The organism is Chamaesiphon sp. OTE_75_metabat_556 (genome assembly GCF_031378165.1).
Lineage (GTDB): Bacteria > Cyanobacteriota > Cyanobacteriia > Cyanobacteriales > Chamaesiphonaceae > Chamaesiphon.
In genome coordinates, this window is record NZ_JANNDR010000109.1 from 1 (window position 1) to 16,127 (window position 16,127).

A 16,127-nucleotide genomic window follows, 5' to 3' on the forward strand; every position below is an offset into this window, starting at 1 on the left:
AAGGATCGCTCGGGCAATTAGTCACGGCGGGAATTGTCGATCGATTTGTGAAGTCGCCACATACACCAGCAGATCGAAAACAGCAAGCGATGGAATGGTTAGCTCGGTTGCAGGAGTATAGCAATGAGTAGTATTTGCTTGGAAGTCTTTATCTGGTCACTCGATCTCGATTTAAGGAACTGCCACCAAACCATTTCCACTCCAAAATAGTGAGCCTTCAATCTCGATCGAGCGAGACCGCTACTAATTATGAGAGAATAGAAAGCTATTAGTTAAAATCTGACAATCAAAAAATATAGGTATTTTAAGCACATGCAAGTAGGCGATCGCGTTCGTGTTAAGACATCTGTAGTTATCTATCATCACCCCAAACATCGCGGTCAATCTGTCGATATCTTAAATCAAGAAGGGACGATCGATAAAATTGCTACTGAATGGAAGGGTCGCCCCATCAGTGCTAATTTTCCACTGATTGTCAAGTTCGATAACGACAAGCTCCGCGCGCACCTACGGGAAGATGAGCTAGAAGTAATTTAATTTCAAGTTTGGGAAATCATCCTAGTCGCTACAGCGATCAGACACCCGACTTCTTGAAGAAGTTGGGTGTCTGTTGTCATGACTTAAACGACCAATCGAACGAACCAATTTTCCATCACAGTGCCCCATGCTGCTTGCGAGAAGACAGTTTCGGCGGCATGGCGACAGTCGGCTCGATCGATCTCAGCCAACCGATTGATCGCGGCGACTAATCCCTCTACACGATCTGGTTCGACTAAAAACCCCGTTTTACCATCGGTGATGATTTCTGCTGGCCCCCCGCGCCGATAAGCGATGACTGGGACGCCACAGGCCAGGGCTTCAATGGCTACATTGCCAAATGCTTCAACCCAGCGGGGTGTCATCAGCATTCCTTTACAGGTACGCAAAGCTTGTTGTAACTCATGAGTGGGTAGAAATCCCAGATATTCGATCGGGGCGCGGGGGTAATCGCGTTGGATTTGCGCCCAGTAGTCGGGATCTTGAATTTTGCCCATAATTTTGAGCTTAATACCAGTCCGCTCGGCGGCAGCAACCGCATCTTCGAGTGCCTTCTCTGGGGAAATCCTGCCCAACCAAGCTAGCGTATTTTCAGGTGCGTCACAGTACTGATAGACAGCGGGATCGACACCACTACCACCGACGACACAACATCGATCTGCAAAACTAAACGTCTGAGCCTGGGTGCGAGTACAAACGCCGATCGTCCCAGGATAATCGATCGCGACGCGTTCGATCGCTGTATCGATCGCGGCAATTTGCGAACCCATACTCACGAAATGGGCGACGGGGGTATCAAAAAACGGCGTGAGATAAAATGGCAGCCAGTCGAAGGCGGTATTCAAGATCACGTCATAGTCATGCTGGATCGATCTGGCTGTCGCCCACATGTTTGCGAGTACCGGATCTCCAGGCATGACAATTGCTGCCGCCTGTTCCTGAGTTTGAGCAGTGAGTTGGAGTTCTCCGGGGATTTGAATAATTGATAGATCGCCTAAGTGTGAACCCGCAGGGGCGATAATCTCGATCGTATGTCCGCGCGATTGTAATTCGTGGGCGAGATTGGAGATCGTCAGTTCGACACCGCCCCCCAAACCAGAACCTAAAGCACCTACAGGTGTAGACAGGATGAGAATTTTGAGCTTGGGGACGGAAATATTCAAAACAATCAGAGTTAGGGGGTGGATACTCTCGATTTTACAACAACTTATCGATCGCTTAATTGAGAATCTTGGCAGGTTTAGCGATCGATCTAAATACAGCTAATTTTTCAGATTGTGTAAGTAAATTAATGAATATCGATTAGCGAACGTGTTCTTGCAACTAATCGATCGATTCGGCAATTTACAAGATCGGTATTACCAGACAATATTTTCGAGTTTGTCGTGAGCGTTAACTACCAATCCGACGTTTAAATCTGCGTTTGGTATCGATATCAAGTAGACTCCAGATGCCTAACGTCCCAGAAAAGAAGAACACAATACTAGAGACATATAAAATTGAGACTAATAATGCCACCCACCATGCCCAAATTTTTAATTGGCGGAGCTGAGAAATCAAGACTTCTAATAAGATCCCAATTCCAAAAATTCCCGCCCCGACACCCAAACTATTGAAAATAGATTGCCAATCGTCGGCAACTAATTGTCCTTGGGGTGCCGCAGTCAAAATCCCATAGGGATTACGCAGCAATAAAATCAGAAAAATATAGGCATAGATTGTAAAGCCGACGTTCCAGTGCAAACGTTTGAGCTTATTCCAATACATGACGATGCCGACAATTCCCACAATCGCGATCGCATCAAACCAAAAATGTCGATTGGGCTGCGGCGTGACAATGCTGCCACTATTAAAAACAAACATTAAGATCAGCATACTAATCGGTACGGAGCGCAAGCTCCAAATCGCGACGATCAGTGATGCTGGAGTTGATGTATTGGTGAGGAGCATTAAGCTAAATTATTAATGTAATCATGAAGTTCGATTTAGTTAAGATCGAACCAGGGAGAATCTAGTTAAAAGACGACACTTACCGATGCAGAGTGATGCTTTGCGATTGCCCTTAAGTCTCAACCGATCGAGATTGAGACTAAATTTTTTAGCTGGTTATCGATCGATCTAATTTTAATAAAATTCCGACTTTAGATATCTAGCTCCTATCATAACAAACACTACTCAAATGCAATCCGCCAATGTGCTGACACTTAGCTAGCTGTGACCACCGTAGGTAGAAGTGCCGCCGAAAAATTAGCCCCGAAGTTAATCCGAATAGTAGTCTTTTCCCGCTCTCGATCGCCAAATATAGATCGAAGCTATTTGCTCGACTCAGATTAAACCTGACAACTTTTGCTAAAGTGAGAAGTACAGACTGCAAGGGGATAGGAACGCAACACAATGGCAGGCAAACTTTTATTAGTAGATGACGAACCAGGATTGCGCGAAGCAGTCCAAGCATATCTCGAAGATAGTGGCTATACCGTTCAAGTAGCCAGTAGTGCCAAGGATGCCTGGGAGCTGTTACAACAACAGTTACCAGAGTTGGTAATTTCGGATGTGATGATGCCGCAAGAGGATGGTTATCAGTTTCTCAAACGAATGCGGGAAGACGACAGATTTAAAGCCACACCTGTCATTTTCTTGACGGCTAGAGGGATGAAAGCCGATCGCATTGCTGGCTATCAAGCTGGCGTCGATGCCTATTTGTCCAAACCATTCGATCCCGACGAGCTGATCGCGATCGTTCAAAATCTGCTCGAACGTCGGACTGTCGCGGTAGCAGCCTCCCAAAATCCCGAAATGGAAGGCATCGCCAAACAAATCGCTGCCGAACTGCGCGGGATGCTCAATCCCACTAGCGGCATCGTCAAAACGCCACCCCCAATCCGGATCGATCTAACGCCGCGCGAACAAAGTGTCTTAGATTTAGTTGCGGCTGGCTTGATGAATAAAGAGATTGCTAAACAATTAGAAACCAGTGTCCGCAATGTCGAAAAATATGTGAGTCGTCTGTTTGGGAAAACCGGCACTAATAGTCGTACCGAGTTGGTACGGTATGCGCTAGAACACGGATTGACTAATTAAGGTCGCAAAATTCAATCCGATCATCAGAGCGATCGCCTCTCAATTGTCAAACTTGTTTGTGCTATTGACACGATCGAGTATGATTCGTGGTTAAAGCTGCGCTGTGGCGATCGATTGGCTCGATCTCGCCGCTTTTCAGCCGACTCAACTTTTCACCGTCTACTGACTTTTATGTTGCAATTAGTTTCTTCTGGCTTGGCGGGAATGTGGTTGAATCTGGCTGGTGTGAATGTCGCGCCAATGTCGCCAGCTCAAGCTGTGACTTGGCAAGGCGTATCTTGGCTGAGTCCAGCTACCCCAGTCGAACCAACAGCGGCAACCGCGATCGATCGCTATATCCAAACCCTCAAAGCTCAAGGTTTAAATCCCCAGCACCAATCAATCTGGCTGCAAACGGACGGGAATCTCCTGATCGATCGTCATGGTACGATCCCAGTTTCAGCGGCATCTCTGACCAAAACAGCGACCTCTCTGGCGGCCATTACCACCTGGGGATTGGATAAACAATTTGAGACAATCGTCAGTGCCAATGGCACCATCAGTCAGGGGACATTAGCTGGCGATCTAGTCGTGCGCGGTGGTGGCGATCCGTTATTTGTGTGGGAAGATGCGATCTCCCTCGCTCGGAGTCTCAATCAACTGGGAATCGATCGGATCAGCGGCAATCTAATTGTGGTCGATCGATTTCACATGAACTATAAAGCCGATCCACAAAAAGCTGGTGAACTACTCAAACAAGCCTTAACCGGAATCAATCTGCCCCCAGAGCTACTCAAGACGGATTTTAAAGATGTCAATCTTGTCAAACTCCCGACAGCCCCAACTGAAACCACAACCCAAACCCCGACGAAACTGCCCCAAGTCAACATCGCCGGACAAGTCGTCGTGGCCAGTGAGCCACCAGGAATTACGCCATTAATCCGCCATCAGTCGTTACCGCTGGTCGATATCGTGCGGCAGATGAATATCTATAGTAATAACGAAATCGCCCAAATCCTCGCCGATGGCGTTGGTGGTGCGGCGCAAGTGATGAAAATCGCGGCAACTACGGCCAAATTCCCCCCTGCCGAGATTCAACTAATCAATGGTTCCGGCTTGGGCGTGCAAAATCGGCTGTCGCCGCGTGCGGTCTGTCAAATTTTTCGGACGCTACATCAAAATCTGCAAGCTGCTAACTTGAATCTCGCCGATATCTTCCCCGTCGCTGGTGCCGAATCTATCGGCACCCTCAAAGATCGACATTTACCCGTCGGTACCACCATTAAGACCGGTACGCTCAATCAGGTGAGTGCCTTGGGCGGCGTCTTGCCCACCCGAGATCGCGGGTTAGTCTGGTTTGTGATTGTCAATCAAGGTTCGCAAATCGCCAAACTCCGCCAGCAGCAAGATACTTTGCTGCAATCTCTAGTTACAGAGTGGGGACAGATCGCCCCCACACCATTGGTCGTGACTAAACACGATCGCTATCCAGCCTACTTCGGCGATCCCGCGCGGAATATGGCGATCGCACCCAAATCACCTTCGTAACCAGCGATCGATCTGCCGTTCAATCTGGGCATATTAAGGATAGTTTCCGCAGCTATAAACTATATGCTCAGTACGATCCTTGCCATGCCGATCTCGATCGAGTCGATTCAGTTAATTTCCCCAATGGCAGTTGAATCGTTGGCGGATAGCCTACCGGAGGTAATCGCCAATTTACAGATCGATCTCAATTCTTTTAGTCATGGATTAATCCTGGCAGAACAGTTTCAAAATGTGGATATTCTCGGCAATATCCAATCTGGCTGGAATGATTTTCTCCATACGGGTAAGGCTGGTGCGATGGCCGCTGGGTTAGTCCTCGGATATATGGTGCGCGGCATTACTAGTTAGATAAGTTAGATCTGTCGATCGATCCTCACACCCAAATTGCGACTGAATCTAGAGGTTAAAATTGAGTTTCGATCCCGAATTATGTCGTAATGAAAGCGAAGTCGAAAGCAAACTGATTGTCGGATACTTATTACCAAAATTAGGTTACTCTCCCGATACATGGCATCAGGAGGTAAGATTTGGGAAGATTCGTCTGGACTTTCTGGCGTTTACCCAAAAACTTCCGCTGACATCCGACGATCGATCTCCAGTGGGCTTAGTCATCGAAGCCAAACATCCGCGTAAGAATTTAGACAAGCACGTTTATCAAATCCAAAATTATTTAACTAGTTTAAATATTACTTACGGATTGTTAACAAATGGCCAAGAATTTAGAATTTATCAACAGGTGTTCGGCTCGGCTCGGTTGATATTTAAGTGTGGGGGACGAGAGATCGACGATCGATTACCAGAGATAATCCAGCTAATCGGGCGCGATTTTCTCAAACAACGGCTCCCATATCAGTTATTATTACCACAACCGGAAACTTCGTTGGTTGCAAACCTGCCTTCTCTTCAAGATGCTACGCGAACGGTAACCGCTACTCCTCCCCAAATATCCTCGATGAAAACTATTGCTGTCTACCACAATAAAGGTGGCGTCGGTAAAACTACCGTTTCGACTAATCTTGCCGCTGCCTTTAGTCGTAAGGGTTATAAAGTACTGTTAATCGATCTCGATGCTCAAGCAAATAGTACGTTTGCAACAGGCTTAGTCAAATTTCAATTTGAAGAAGATGACGATTTACGCGATCGCAATGTCTATCATCTGATTAGTAGCGATGATACAAACTTTATCCATGAAATTGCCAGAGAGTCACAATATTTTAGCGATCCAGAAATTGATGTCATTCCCGCACATATCAATTTAATCGATAAACAGATGGATCTGACTACGACGATTTCTAGTCGAACTCGATTGGCAAACAAGCTCAAGCGGATCGAAAATAATTACGATCTAGTCATAATTGACACCCCACCTTCCCGAGATATCTATGCCGAAGCTGCGCTGATCACCGCAGATTATTTAATTATTCCATCCGATCTCAAGCCATTTGCCAACCAAGGCTTACCTACAGTCAAAAACTTTGTTAAGAGTATTAATGAGAGCAGAAGAAATTTCGGCAAAAAACCGATTGAAGTATTGGGAGTCTTGGCATCAAAGATTTCTACTAATGCTAAATTTGTGGAATTTACTTTCCCTAAACAAAGAGATGTAATTAGCAAGCGGTATGGCATGGAACTGATGGAATCAGTTATTTACGATCGCACTTTTTTATCGGAATCATTTAATAAAATTGTTGTGGTAGGTGAGATCGAATATCCCGATCCCAAGTCGATTTTTAAATATGCCAATGAATTCAAAAGTACTGCCGAAGCCTCTGCCAGGGAGTTTGAAGTATTAGCAGATGAAGTTTTGACCAAGATCGGCATGAAATAAAGATCGGAATTATTGCATAGTCCACAGATTAAATTGAGTCATCATTTAATGATTAAATGTTTTTTCGTAGATGTTAAATCAATTAAGTCAGACTTACCAAAGTCTAACTTTGTCGAATCTGAGTTAGAGCAGTTAGCAGATCTCATCTTGGCAACTGATGGATTGCTTCGTCCCTTAATCCTAAAAGAAAGTGGCACTGGCAAATATAAAGTCATTGAAGGACATCGTGAATATTATGCTGCCGTAAGAGCTAAAGAAAAAAACATCTCAAAAGCAGAAATGGTGAATGCTTTTGTGATTGATGCTAGCAATCAAAAATCGGCGATCGCTCAACTCGCTCTCTGCTCAGAATCGCCATTAACTGGTACGACTAATCTGACAGAAAGTTCGCAATTAGATCGATTATTACCAGCGATCGAATCGGCAATTTCTGAGCAGTTACAACCAATCCTAGTTCAACTTGCCAAACATACAGAAATTTTAGATCGCCTTACATTAGACCGATCGATACCAACTGAAACTACCACAACGATCGAGCCGATTATCGAGCGAGTCAATCCGCAATCGAGCGAAACTCCAATTCCTATCGATCGAGATCTGCCCAAACCAGTGAAGCAAAAGGTCGATCGAATAACTAAATCTACAACTAAGAAAACCACTAAAACAGTCGATCCTACACCATCAATTAATGTTGGTAGCGAGGAAATTTCCAAACCACTAGAAACGATCGAAGCGGTGACTGTTGCTAAATCGACTAAAGCTACTACCAAAACTAAGTCACCATCAGCTTTGGCGACTAAATCTAATCCTAAAACTAAGTCACCATCAGCTTTTTTAGGATCGATCGATCCTACTAAAGCTGCTAACGTTCTCAACTTAATTAATACTCTCGATCGACAACAACTCACCATAAGCATGGAACGATCCGGACTAAAAACGATCGTTAAATTAGTTCCAGCTATTATTGAATATCGAAATACTCAACCAGGAAATCAGATCGATCGCTGGGAAACAATTCTCGATGCCAAAATTAGCAGCTTAAATGAAGCAGCAATTAAGAAAATAATCGATAAATTAAAATAGGTGGAACGAGCAGCTCAATAATCGATCGTATCTAGACTTATAGCCGATCTCATCAATTAGCCAAAGCTATACAATAAGGATGTTATTACTACCTTCGTAGATCGAGCTAAGGTTGCATGAGTCTGTGTATCAATCCTCAGTGTCCGCAAACGGAGAATTCCGATCGGATGCTCTTTTGTCAAAGCTGTGGCTCAGAACTGCTCCTAGCAGGTAAATATCGTGTTGCCAAATTGATGAGCAACAAAGGCGGCTTCGGGGATACCTATGAAGTTACCGAGCGCGGGGTACCCAAAGTCTTAAAAGTCCTCAAAAGTAATAATACTAAAGCGATTGAATTATTCGATCGGGAATATCGGGTGCTGGAAAGTCTCGCTGGCGAAGGGATTGCGGGTATTCCTTTAGTCGAAGATTTCTTTTTGTATTCCCCTAATGGCTCTCAGACAGCTCTCCACTGCCTAGTAATGGAGCGGATCTTTGGGATGGATCTCGAAGAGTATATCAAAGTCATGCAGCGACCGATCGACCAAAAGACCGCAATTGGCTGGCTAGCTCAGTTGACTCAGATCCTCCAAGAAATTCACAATCGGGGCATTTTCCATCGGGATATCAAGCCTTCTAATATTATCCTCCAACCCGATGGGCAATTGGTCGCGATCGATTTTGGGGCAGCCAAACAAGCCGCCGTAGCGACAGCCAGCGGACAGCGGACGCGGATTTATACTCCTGGTTATGCAGCTCCAGAGCAGGAGCAGGGGGAAGCTTCCACTCAGTCAGACTTTTTTGCTTTAGGGCGAACTTTTGTATATTTACTCACAGCCAAAGAGCCTGTCGATCTTCATGATTCGTACCGAGATCTATTATTATGGCGGGACAAAACTACTAATGTCTCTGCCGATTTCCTGGATTTAATCGATCGATTAATGCAAGCAGATCCGCGCCAGCGTCCCGATACGACGGCAACTATTTTTAGAGAAATCGCGGCACTCTCGACGACAGTAACTCGTCAAAATTTGGGTTCTACTCCGTTCCAGTCGCCTGCGCCCATTCCCCGCGCAGCACCACCGCCAATCTCAACTATCATCCCAACCGCACCCTCAGCCACGAAGGTAGCCCCGTCCCAAAAATTGCTGCCAATGTTGTTGGGAGCGACTGCGCTGCTACTGTTATTGGTTACTCTAGCCACGCTGTTTAGTAATAAAAAGTCCTTTATCCCCGGAATTGCCAGTAACAATACGGGCGAATCTTTTACAGCAATTCAGGATGTACCGCAGGGAATATTCAAGTTTGGAGGGAGTACGACGTGGGCGACGACTCGACAGTTACAATCTTCGATCGATGCAGCGATTAGAGGGGTATATCCTCAATTCGAGATCGTATATACTGACGCCAATTCGCCAGATTTTAAATCTGTCAAAAATGGTAAATGTGATAGCAAACCTGGTTCCAATGCTGGAATTTGTTGGTTGCTAGAAGGCGATCTGGATTTTGCCCAATCTTCGATATCTTTGGATAAATCTATTTATAAAGATGACGATCGCATTAAAACGCGCCAACTTAAACAAGAAGCTGTAGCTTATGACGCGATCGGCGTAGTTGTCAATCCCCAGCTCAAGCTGACTGGCTTAACCATCAATCAACTCAGAGAAATTTATACCGGCAGAGTTACTAATTGGCGTCAAGTTGGTGGTCCAAATTTACCGATTGTAGCCTTTGCTCGTGCCGAAAGTACGGGCGGGACAGTTTCTGCATTCAATGATTTAGTCTTGACAAAAGACGATAAATCCCATGACGATAAATGGCAATACCAAACTGTTATTAATACAACTGAAGGCTTGCAGAAAGTTAGTAAAAATCTCGGCGGAATTTACTATGGTGCAGCCAAAGAAGTTATCATCGATTCCTGCAATACTAAGCCTATTGCGATCGGTAAAACGCCAGATAATTTAGTCAAGCCCTATCGAGATCCATTACAATCTCCAGCAGCTTGCCGCAACGGACAGCGCAATCAAATCGATACAACAGCCATTAAAAGTCAAACATATCTCCTCACCCGCCAAATTTATGTCATTATCAAAACCAACGATGCCACTCGTCAAAAAGCTGGCGAGGCATATGCCAATTTATTAAAAACGCAACAAGGACAGAGATTATTGGAAAAAGCTGGATTTGTCGGGATCTCGAATTAGGGGATAGGGAATAGGGAATAGTGGATAGATTTGAACACAATCTTCCCCTCGTTCTCTCGTCCCCCAACTCCCAACTCCTAACTCAATTGAGTAATCCGATTAAAGGCTCGATCGACTTCTTGCCACAATTGGCGATTGTGAGGATCGACTTTGAGGGCTTTCTTGAGATAAATTCGGGCTTTGTCAAATTCTCGGTTTCGTACCAATTGATGCCCGTATTGGGAATAAATAATCCCTTGCCATTGACAAACTTGGCGATCTTGGGGTGCGTGATGTGCTAAACCCTCAATTAAGACGATCGCTTTTAAAAACTGTTGTTGCTTTAATAATGACTGTAATTCAGCATACAACTGCCACTTCAATTCCGACTCATTTCGATTGCCATGAGATTGCGCCGTTGCCGAACTGGTGGACTTAGCGGTAGTGTTATTAGTTGCAGTAGTAGATCGAGCAGTTGTCGAACTGGTGGATCTCGCCGCAGTTGAATTTGCTTTGGTTGCAGCAGTACGTCGCTCGATCTGCGTCGTAATCCCTGCGAGTAAAATTTGATAAGCCTCATTAAGCGTGATAAAACGTTGATGCGCGTCGCGATCTTCAGGATTGAGATCGGGATGCCACTTCCGGGCTAGGGAACGGTAGGCAGCTTTTAGTTCGTCGAGTGATGCGCCCCGACAGATTCCGAGTAACTGATAGCATCGATCTAAATTGGTGGTAGATACAAGCATTTATTTACCAGAACGCTATGATTGGACATTTCGAGTCATACTCTTCTAGTATTCCCCGTCATTCGATCTAAGTAGCACCTTTCTAAGCTAGACGAAAATACATTGTATTCAATCAGTAATTAAGCTTAAAAACCTTGCAACGTATCGCGATCTCCCCCTCCCAAATTAGCGAAAATCACATCGCGCTGACGCCAGCACAGCAACACTATCTGACTCGCGTTATCCGCCTCCAACCTGGTGCCCAATTTGAAGTAATTGACGGTAGTGGCAAGCTTTATGTTGCCCAAATCGATTGTGATTCTGACAGGCTCCGCCAACGAGATCGATCCCAGCCTCCTGGCACGATCTCTGCGAGCATCATCAGCATCGTTGCTAGCGATATCGATCCCCTCGCCAATCCCTGTCTTCCGCCCGCCATTACCCTGATTTGCGCTCTGCCCAAAGGCAATAACTTCGATGATATCGTCCGCGCCTGCACCGAACTGGGCGTCAATACGATTTGCCCCGCGATCAGCGATCGCACTCTCCTCGATCCCAGCCCCCAAAAGCTCCAACGATGGCGCAAAATTGCTCAGGAAGCCGCCGAGCAATCCGAACGACTGACAATCCCCACTATTGCCGCACCGCAGTCGCTACAGACTATTTTTAGTCAAATCCCGATCGATAGCACCAAATACCTTTGCGAAGCTAGAGGCGATCAGCCCCATCTGCTAGAATGCCTGCAAGCTCAGACATTAACTCATCGTCAGATGACGATCGCGATCGGCCCCGAAGGCGGCTGGACAAATGGTGAACTCGCTCTGGCAATCGCCTGTGACTTTCAACTCGTATCCCTCGGACGGCAGATTCTCCGCACCATCACCGCGCCAATTGTCGCCTTATCGATCGTCACCGCTGCAATCGATGCAAATACTCGTCCCCAAGTCTTGATATAATAGCCACCTTCAGACAGTAAACGGTCATCACTTGAGATCGATCCACATGAGCATCTGCGAACATCATCAGTTAACTATGAATTCTTTTAGGATGGCAGTGTGGATAGCCTCGATCGCTGTATCAACTCCTGCAATCTTCATCGAGAGTGCTAAAGCTGGCCCAGCAATCTCCTTTGTCTATGCGAGCGTTCCGTTTACTCAAGAACAGTGCATGTCCAGAGGCATTTCTGTGTTAAAGAAGGAAGGATTACTCCGTCCTGACAACACTTTAAATTTAAATGAAACGGCTTTTGTCAATGGTGAAAATGATGACGTAACTGCAATCGTAGATTGTTCTGCGGTTAAAATCAGCAAGCGTGTTACGGTGATGGTAACTCATGCCACAGATTTAGGAATTGCTTTCGAGCGAGCAAAGATTATCTTGAACAAAATCAGTTCCAGATAATTTAGATCTGCGCCATCTATTCATAAAGCAACTCGATAAAACTTTAATCAACATTCATATTTTTTCAGGTGCAGATAAATTTACTAGATCGAGTCAGATTGGGAATTGCGGTATTTGCAGCCAAAACAATTACCTCAACTATCCGCACTTTCAAACTAGGTGCTGCCAGCGTGCTGCCTGGAACCATTGGCAAACGTCTGCATCCGCAGATTCTCACCATGCTGTCCCAACAGATTAAGTATGGTGTAATTGTCGTGGCAGGGACGAATGGTAAAACGACCACATCACTATTGCTGCGAGATATTTTAGAAAAAGATGGTTGGAAGGTGGTTCATAACGAAGCGGGAGCCAATCTCGTCAACGGTTTAATTACCACATTATTAGAAAACACGAGTTTGACGGGCAAACTCAAAGCCGATTATGGGATTCTCGAAGTAGATGAAAATGTCGTCCCGATCGTCATTCCCCAACTCAAACCCAAATATGTCCTCGCCCTGAATTTATTTCGCGATCAACTCGATCGCTATGGTGAAGTTGATACGATTACCTATCGCTGGGGCAAAGCAATTGCTGAATTGGATAGCGATACAATTTTAGTTACTAATGGTGACGATCCCGCCCTAGCTCATTTGGGTCAACAATTAACCAAAGGGGATAAGCCTAAGCAAGTTAAATATTTTGGACTGAGCGAACCAGAATTATATCTGGACGAAATTCCCCACGCCGTAGACTCGATTTACTGTCCGAGTTGTGGCACCGCCCTGGAATACAAAGGTGTATATCTCTCTCACCAAGGTGATTTTGATTGTCCTAAATGTGACTTTACCAAAAGCAAACTCTCGATCGATAGTAAAGAATGGCCGCAAGTACTGATCGGCGTTTATAACAAATACAATACCCTAGCGGCGATTACGGTGATGGAATCGATCGGGATTAGTAAGTCAGTCATTCTCGATACGATTAGCAACTTTCAAGCCGCCTTTGGTCGATCGGAAGAGCTAGTTTATAACGGTAAAAAAGTGCGGATTTTATTAACTAAAAATCCAGCCAGTATGAACGAAACCATCCGCGCCGTCAGTCAAGTCAAACAGGCTGGCAATGGAGCCGTCAGCCTGATGATCCTCAACGATCGTATCCCCGATGGTACCGATGTCTCGTGGATTTGGGATGTCGATACCGAAAAATTTGTCAATTCTGGCGGCACAATTGTAGTCAGTGGCGATCGAGTTTATGATATGGCCTTACGCTTAGAATATAGCAAAATCGACCCAACTAGCGGTGCGAAAATCATCGTCAAAGAAGACCTCAAACAAGCGATCGATACCGCCTTAGAACTCACATCAACTACCGAAACGCTCCACATCATTCCTACCTACTCTGCCATGTTAGATGTTCGCGAAATTCTTACAGGCAAAAAGATTCTCTAATCGTTAGGCTACATCCGCTTCATCAGATGCTTTAGTTATACAAAAAGGTTAGCGCGTTCCTAAACAGACGCGCTAAACTAGAGAAGTTATACTAAGTGACATTAGTATAAATTTAATAATAACTAATACTAGAATAATACTATGTCTATAACTATCGAAACCGATCTCAAAGAGATCCTAGATAAGCTAGACCAGAAAATGGATCGACAGTTCGCACAACTAGACCAGAAAATGGATCGACAGTTTGCACAACTAGACCAGAAAATAGATCGACTAGACCAGAAAATGGATCGACAGTTCGAGCAACTAGACCAGAAAGTCGAGCGCACGCAAGCAGATATTACAAAACTTCAAATCGGTCAAGCTAAAATCGAAGGTGATATTAAAGCTTTAGATAATAAAGGCTCTGTGATTCAGCCGATAATTACTGGCATAACAGTAGCTTTTGTCGGTGGCGGATTATTAGCTCTTTATAAATACTTGCCATAGTAATATTTACTAGTTGAGATTGATGACAATCTCGATCGTCACTAAATACTTTCTCCCAACTTTCAACCCAGAACCCCATGACTCTAGAATTAAAAATCGGCTGGCTCTATCCTACCCTGATGAGTACTTATGGCGATCGCGGCAACGTCATCGCGATCCAACAACGCGCCCAATGGCGAGGTATTAACGTCGAAGTCATCCCTTACGATCGCGAATCCGATCCCGATCTCATCCACCAAGTCGATATTATGGCTGGCGGCGGTGCCCAAGATCGCCAACAAGAAATCGTCATGCGCGACCTGGCTGGTGCCAAAGCCGCCGCGATCAAAGCTAAACTAGACGCTGGCACACCAGGCGTATTTACCTGCGGTTCGCCTCAGTTACTAGGCAGATTTTACGAGCCAGGATTGGGCGAACGCATCGAAGGAATGGGCATCATCGATCTAGAGAGCAAACACCCAGGTGTTGACGTGCCGCGCTGCACTGGTAACGTCGTTTTTGAAATTACTGCCAAACGACTCGCAGCCGAACTTACCGAGATGTTAGGTGGACAAAAACCCATCATCGTCGGCTTTGAAAACCACGGCGGCAGAACCTATCTGGGTGAAAATGCCGAAGCTCTAGGGAAAGTAATTAAAGGCTATGGCAATAACGCCACTGATGGCACAGAAGGCGCATTCTATCACAACGCGATCGCGACTTATTCCCACGGCCCGCTGATTCCCAAGAATCCGTTTATCGCCGACTGGATGATTAAAACTGCACTTCAGAATAAGTATCAAACTGAGATTAATCTCGCACCGCTAGATGATAGTTTAGCCGATCGAGCACGAGTAGCAATGTTAAAACGGCTTGAAGTTAATTAAGTGCCAACGATTGAAATCGTGGCTAATGTTGCAAAGTCCACCTTCGTGGACTAATTTATCGATATTTAGTCTGCGTAGGCAGACTTTGCACTCCGAGCGGCGGTTTCTAACCGCTGTGGCTATGATGGGCAACTTAGGTTAGATATATTGACTAAGATATCAACATAGATTTGAATAGAGCAATCCATGCTGAAATCGCTGAAGATCAAGAATTTCCGCTGCTTGGAAGAATTCAATCTCCCACAACTCGGTAGAGTCAACTTGCTAGTGGGAAAAAATAACAGTGGTAAAACTTCGATTTTAGAAGCACTTCATATATTAAGTTCACCTGATAAGATCAAGCCATTTTTTGACATAATTGAGTGCAGGGGTGAATCATCATTAAATGAAAAAGACAATGGTAGTGGTGGTTTTTTTGAACTTGGGCATCTTTTTTCTGGACATCAAATAGAGGCTGAAAGTAGCTTCGAGATTAGCGGCACAACAGATACAGATGAAAACATTAAATTTTCTTTTTGCTTGAAGGATATACCGTTACAAGAATCAACCCGCGAAGAAATATCTAACAACAAGCACATTAGTTTTTTGTATGTAGATTTTGATCGATATACTGGAGCAAGTTATGTTTTGGAATGGGAAGATGTTAACAAAATGGGATATGTATTATTTTTACCAGTTAGCACCCCAATAGATCGTCTTAGAATGTCAATTTTAGAAGAATCAACAAGTAGTCGGTTGGTTTCTCTAAACTTATCAAAGGCAAGCACTATTATCTCTGAGTTCAACCAAATTGTACTGACACCTCAAGAAGAAACTTTGTATGAATCATTAAGAATAATAGAGCCAGGAATCGAAAGAATTGCAACAGTTGGGAATCGAATGTACCGACAGAATATAAATAGTGGATTCGTTGTATCAATTAATAAACAGCGAGTACCGATCGGCAGTATGGGCTATGGAATTTGGCGGATGCTCGAAATCACACTAGCAATGGTGAA

At 44.9% G+C, this 16,127-nt stretch carries 16 protein-coding genes; 13 read left to right on the forward strand and 3 right to left on the reverse strand.

The features are described 5' to 3' along the window. Positions 1-312: 312 nt before the first annotated feature. Complete coding sequence (locus RMO27_RS04795) at positions 313-537, forward strand: ferredoxin-thioredoxin reductase variable chain (protein WP_309729749.1); 225 nt, start codon at positions 313-315, stop codon at positions 535-537. 83 nt (positions 538-620) lie between these two features. Here the strand turns inward: RMO27_RS04795 and RMO27_RS04800 are convergent, their stop codons facing one another. Further along, positions 621-1,700 (reverse strand): glycosyltransferase family 4 protein, encoded by a 1,080-nt coding sequence (locus RMO27_RS04800; RefSeq protein WP_309729752.1) that lies wholly within the window; start codon positions 1,698-1,700, stop codon positions 621-623. 229 nt (positions 1,701-1,929) lie between these two features. Beyond that, entirely contained in the window at positions 1,930-2,487 is a 558-nt protein-coding gene (locus tag RMO27_RS04805; protein ID WP_309729755.1) for a hypothetical protein, read from the reverse strand. A 444-nt stretch (positions 2,488-2,931) separates the two neighbouring features. Between RMO27_RS04805 and RMO27_RS04810 the strand changes: the two genes are divergently transcribed. The 6 genes from RMO27_RS04810 (at position 2,932) to RMO27_RS04835 (ending at position 10,242) form a co-directional block, all read left to right on the forward strand. Next, on the forward strand, positions 2,932-3,618 hold the full coding sequence (locus RMO27_RS04810; RefSeq protein ID WP_309729758.1) for a response regulator transcription factor: 687 nt from the start codon (positions 2,932-2,934) through the stop codon (positions 3,616-3,618). A 171-nt stretch (positions 3,619-3,789) separates the two neighbouring features. Then, the gene (locus tag RMO27_RS04815) at positions 3,790-5,145 is read left to right on the forward strand and encodes a D-alanyl-D-alanine carboxypeptidase (RefSeq protein WP_309729761.1); all 1,356 of its coding nucleotides are present in this window, start codon (positions 3,790-3,792) and stop codon (positions 5,143-5,145) included. A gap of 63 nt (positions 5,146-5,208) precedes the next feature. Continuing rightward, positions 5,209-5,493, forward strand: a complete 285-nt coding sequence (locus tag RMO27_RS04820; protein WP_309729764.1) for a hypothetical protein — start codon at positions 5,209-5,211, stop codon at positions 5,491-5,493. A gap of 61 nt (positions 5,494-5,554) precedes the next feature. Further along, a complete protein-coding gene (locus RMO27_RS04825) occupies positions 5,555-6,973 on the forward strand; it encodes an AAA family ATPase (RefSeq protein ID WP_309729768.1) in 1,419 nt (472 codons plus the stop codon). A 48-nt stretch (positions 6,974-7,021) separates the two neighbouring features. Beyond that, positions 7,022-8,056 (forward strand): ParB N-terminal domain-containing protein, encoded by a 1,035-nt coding sequence (locus RMO27_RS04830; RefSeq protein WP_309729774.1) that lies wholly within the window; start codon positions 7,022-7,024, stop codon positions 8,054-8,056. A gap of 116 nt (positions 8,057-8,172) precedes the next feature. Then, positions 8,173-10,242, forward strand: a complete 2,070-nt coding sequence (locus RMO27_RS04835; RefSeq protein ID WP_309729782.1) for a serine/threonine-protein kinase — start codon at positions 8,173-8,175, stop codon at positions 10,240-10,242. Positions 10,243-10,319: 77 nt separating this feature from the next. Here RMO27_RS04835 and RMO27_RS04840 read toward each other — a convergent pair whose 3' ends face one another. Further along, positions 10,320-10,967 (reverse strand): DnaJ domain-containing protein, encoded by a 648-nt coding sequence (locus tag RMO27_RS04840; RefSeq protein WP_309729785.1) that lies wholly within the window; start codon positions 10,965-10,967, stop codon positions 10,320-10,322. A 134-nt stretch (positions 10,968-11,101) separates the two neighbouring features. Between RMO27_RS04840 and RMO27_RS04845 the strand changes: the two genes are divergently transcribed. The 6 genes from RMO27_RS04845 to RMO27_RS04870 form a co-directional block, all read left to right on the forward strand. Then, on the forward strand, positions 11,102-11,902 hold the full coding sequence (locus RMO27_RS04845; protein ID WP_309729789.1) for a 16S rRNA (uracil(1498)-N(3))-methyltransferase: 801 nt from the start codon (positions 11,102-11,104) through the stop codon (positions 11,900-11,902). Positions 11,903-11,993: 91 nt separating this feature from the next. Next, on the forward strand, positions 11,994-12,347 hold the full coding sequence (locus RMO27_RS04850) for a hypothetical protein (protein ID WP_309729792.1): 354 nt from the start codon (positions 11,994-11,996) through the stop codon (positions 12,345-12,347). Between the two features lie 74 nt (positions 12,348-12,421). Beyond that, on the forward strand, positions 12,422-13,774 hold the full coding sequence (locus RMO27_RS04855) for a MurT ligase domain-containing protein (RefSeq protein ID WP_396133613.1): 1,353 nt from the start codon (positions 12,422-12,424) through the stop codon (positions 13,772-13,774). 141 nt (positions 13,775-13,915) lie between these two features. Beyond that, the gene (locus RMO27_RS04860; RefSeq protein WP_309729797.1) at positions 13,916-14,263 is read left to right on the forward strand and encodes a hypothetical protein; all 348 of its coding nucleotides are present in this window, start codon (positions 13,916-13,918) and stop codon (positions 14,261-14,263) included. A 77-nt stretch (positions 14,264-14,340) separates the two neighbouring features. Then, positions 14,341-15,129, forward strand: coding sequence for a cobalamin biosynthesis protein CobQ (locus RMO27_RS04865; RefSeq protein WP_309729798.1), 789 nt, complete (start codon positions 14,341-14,343; stop codon positions 15,127-15,129). A gap of 186 nt (positions 15,130-15,315) precedes the next feature. Continuing rightward, the coding region (locus RMO27_RS04870) for an AAA family ATPase (protein WP_309729802.1) at positions 15,316-16,127 on the forward strand (812 nt) is incomplete at its 3' end.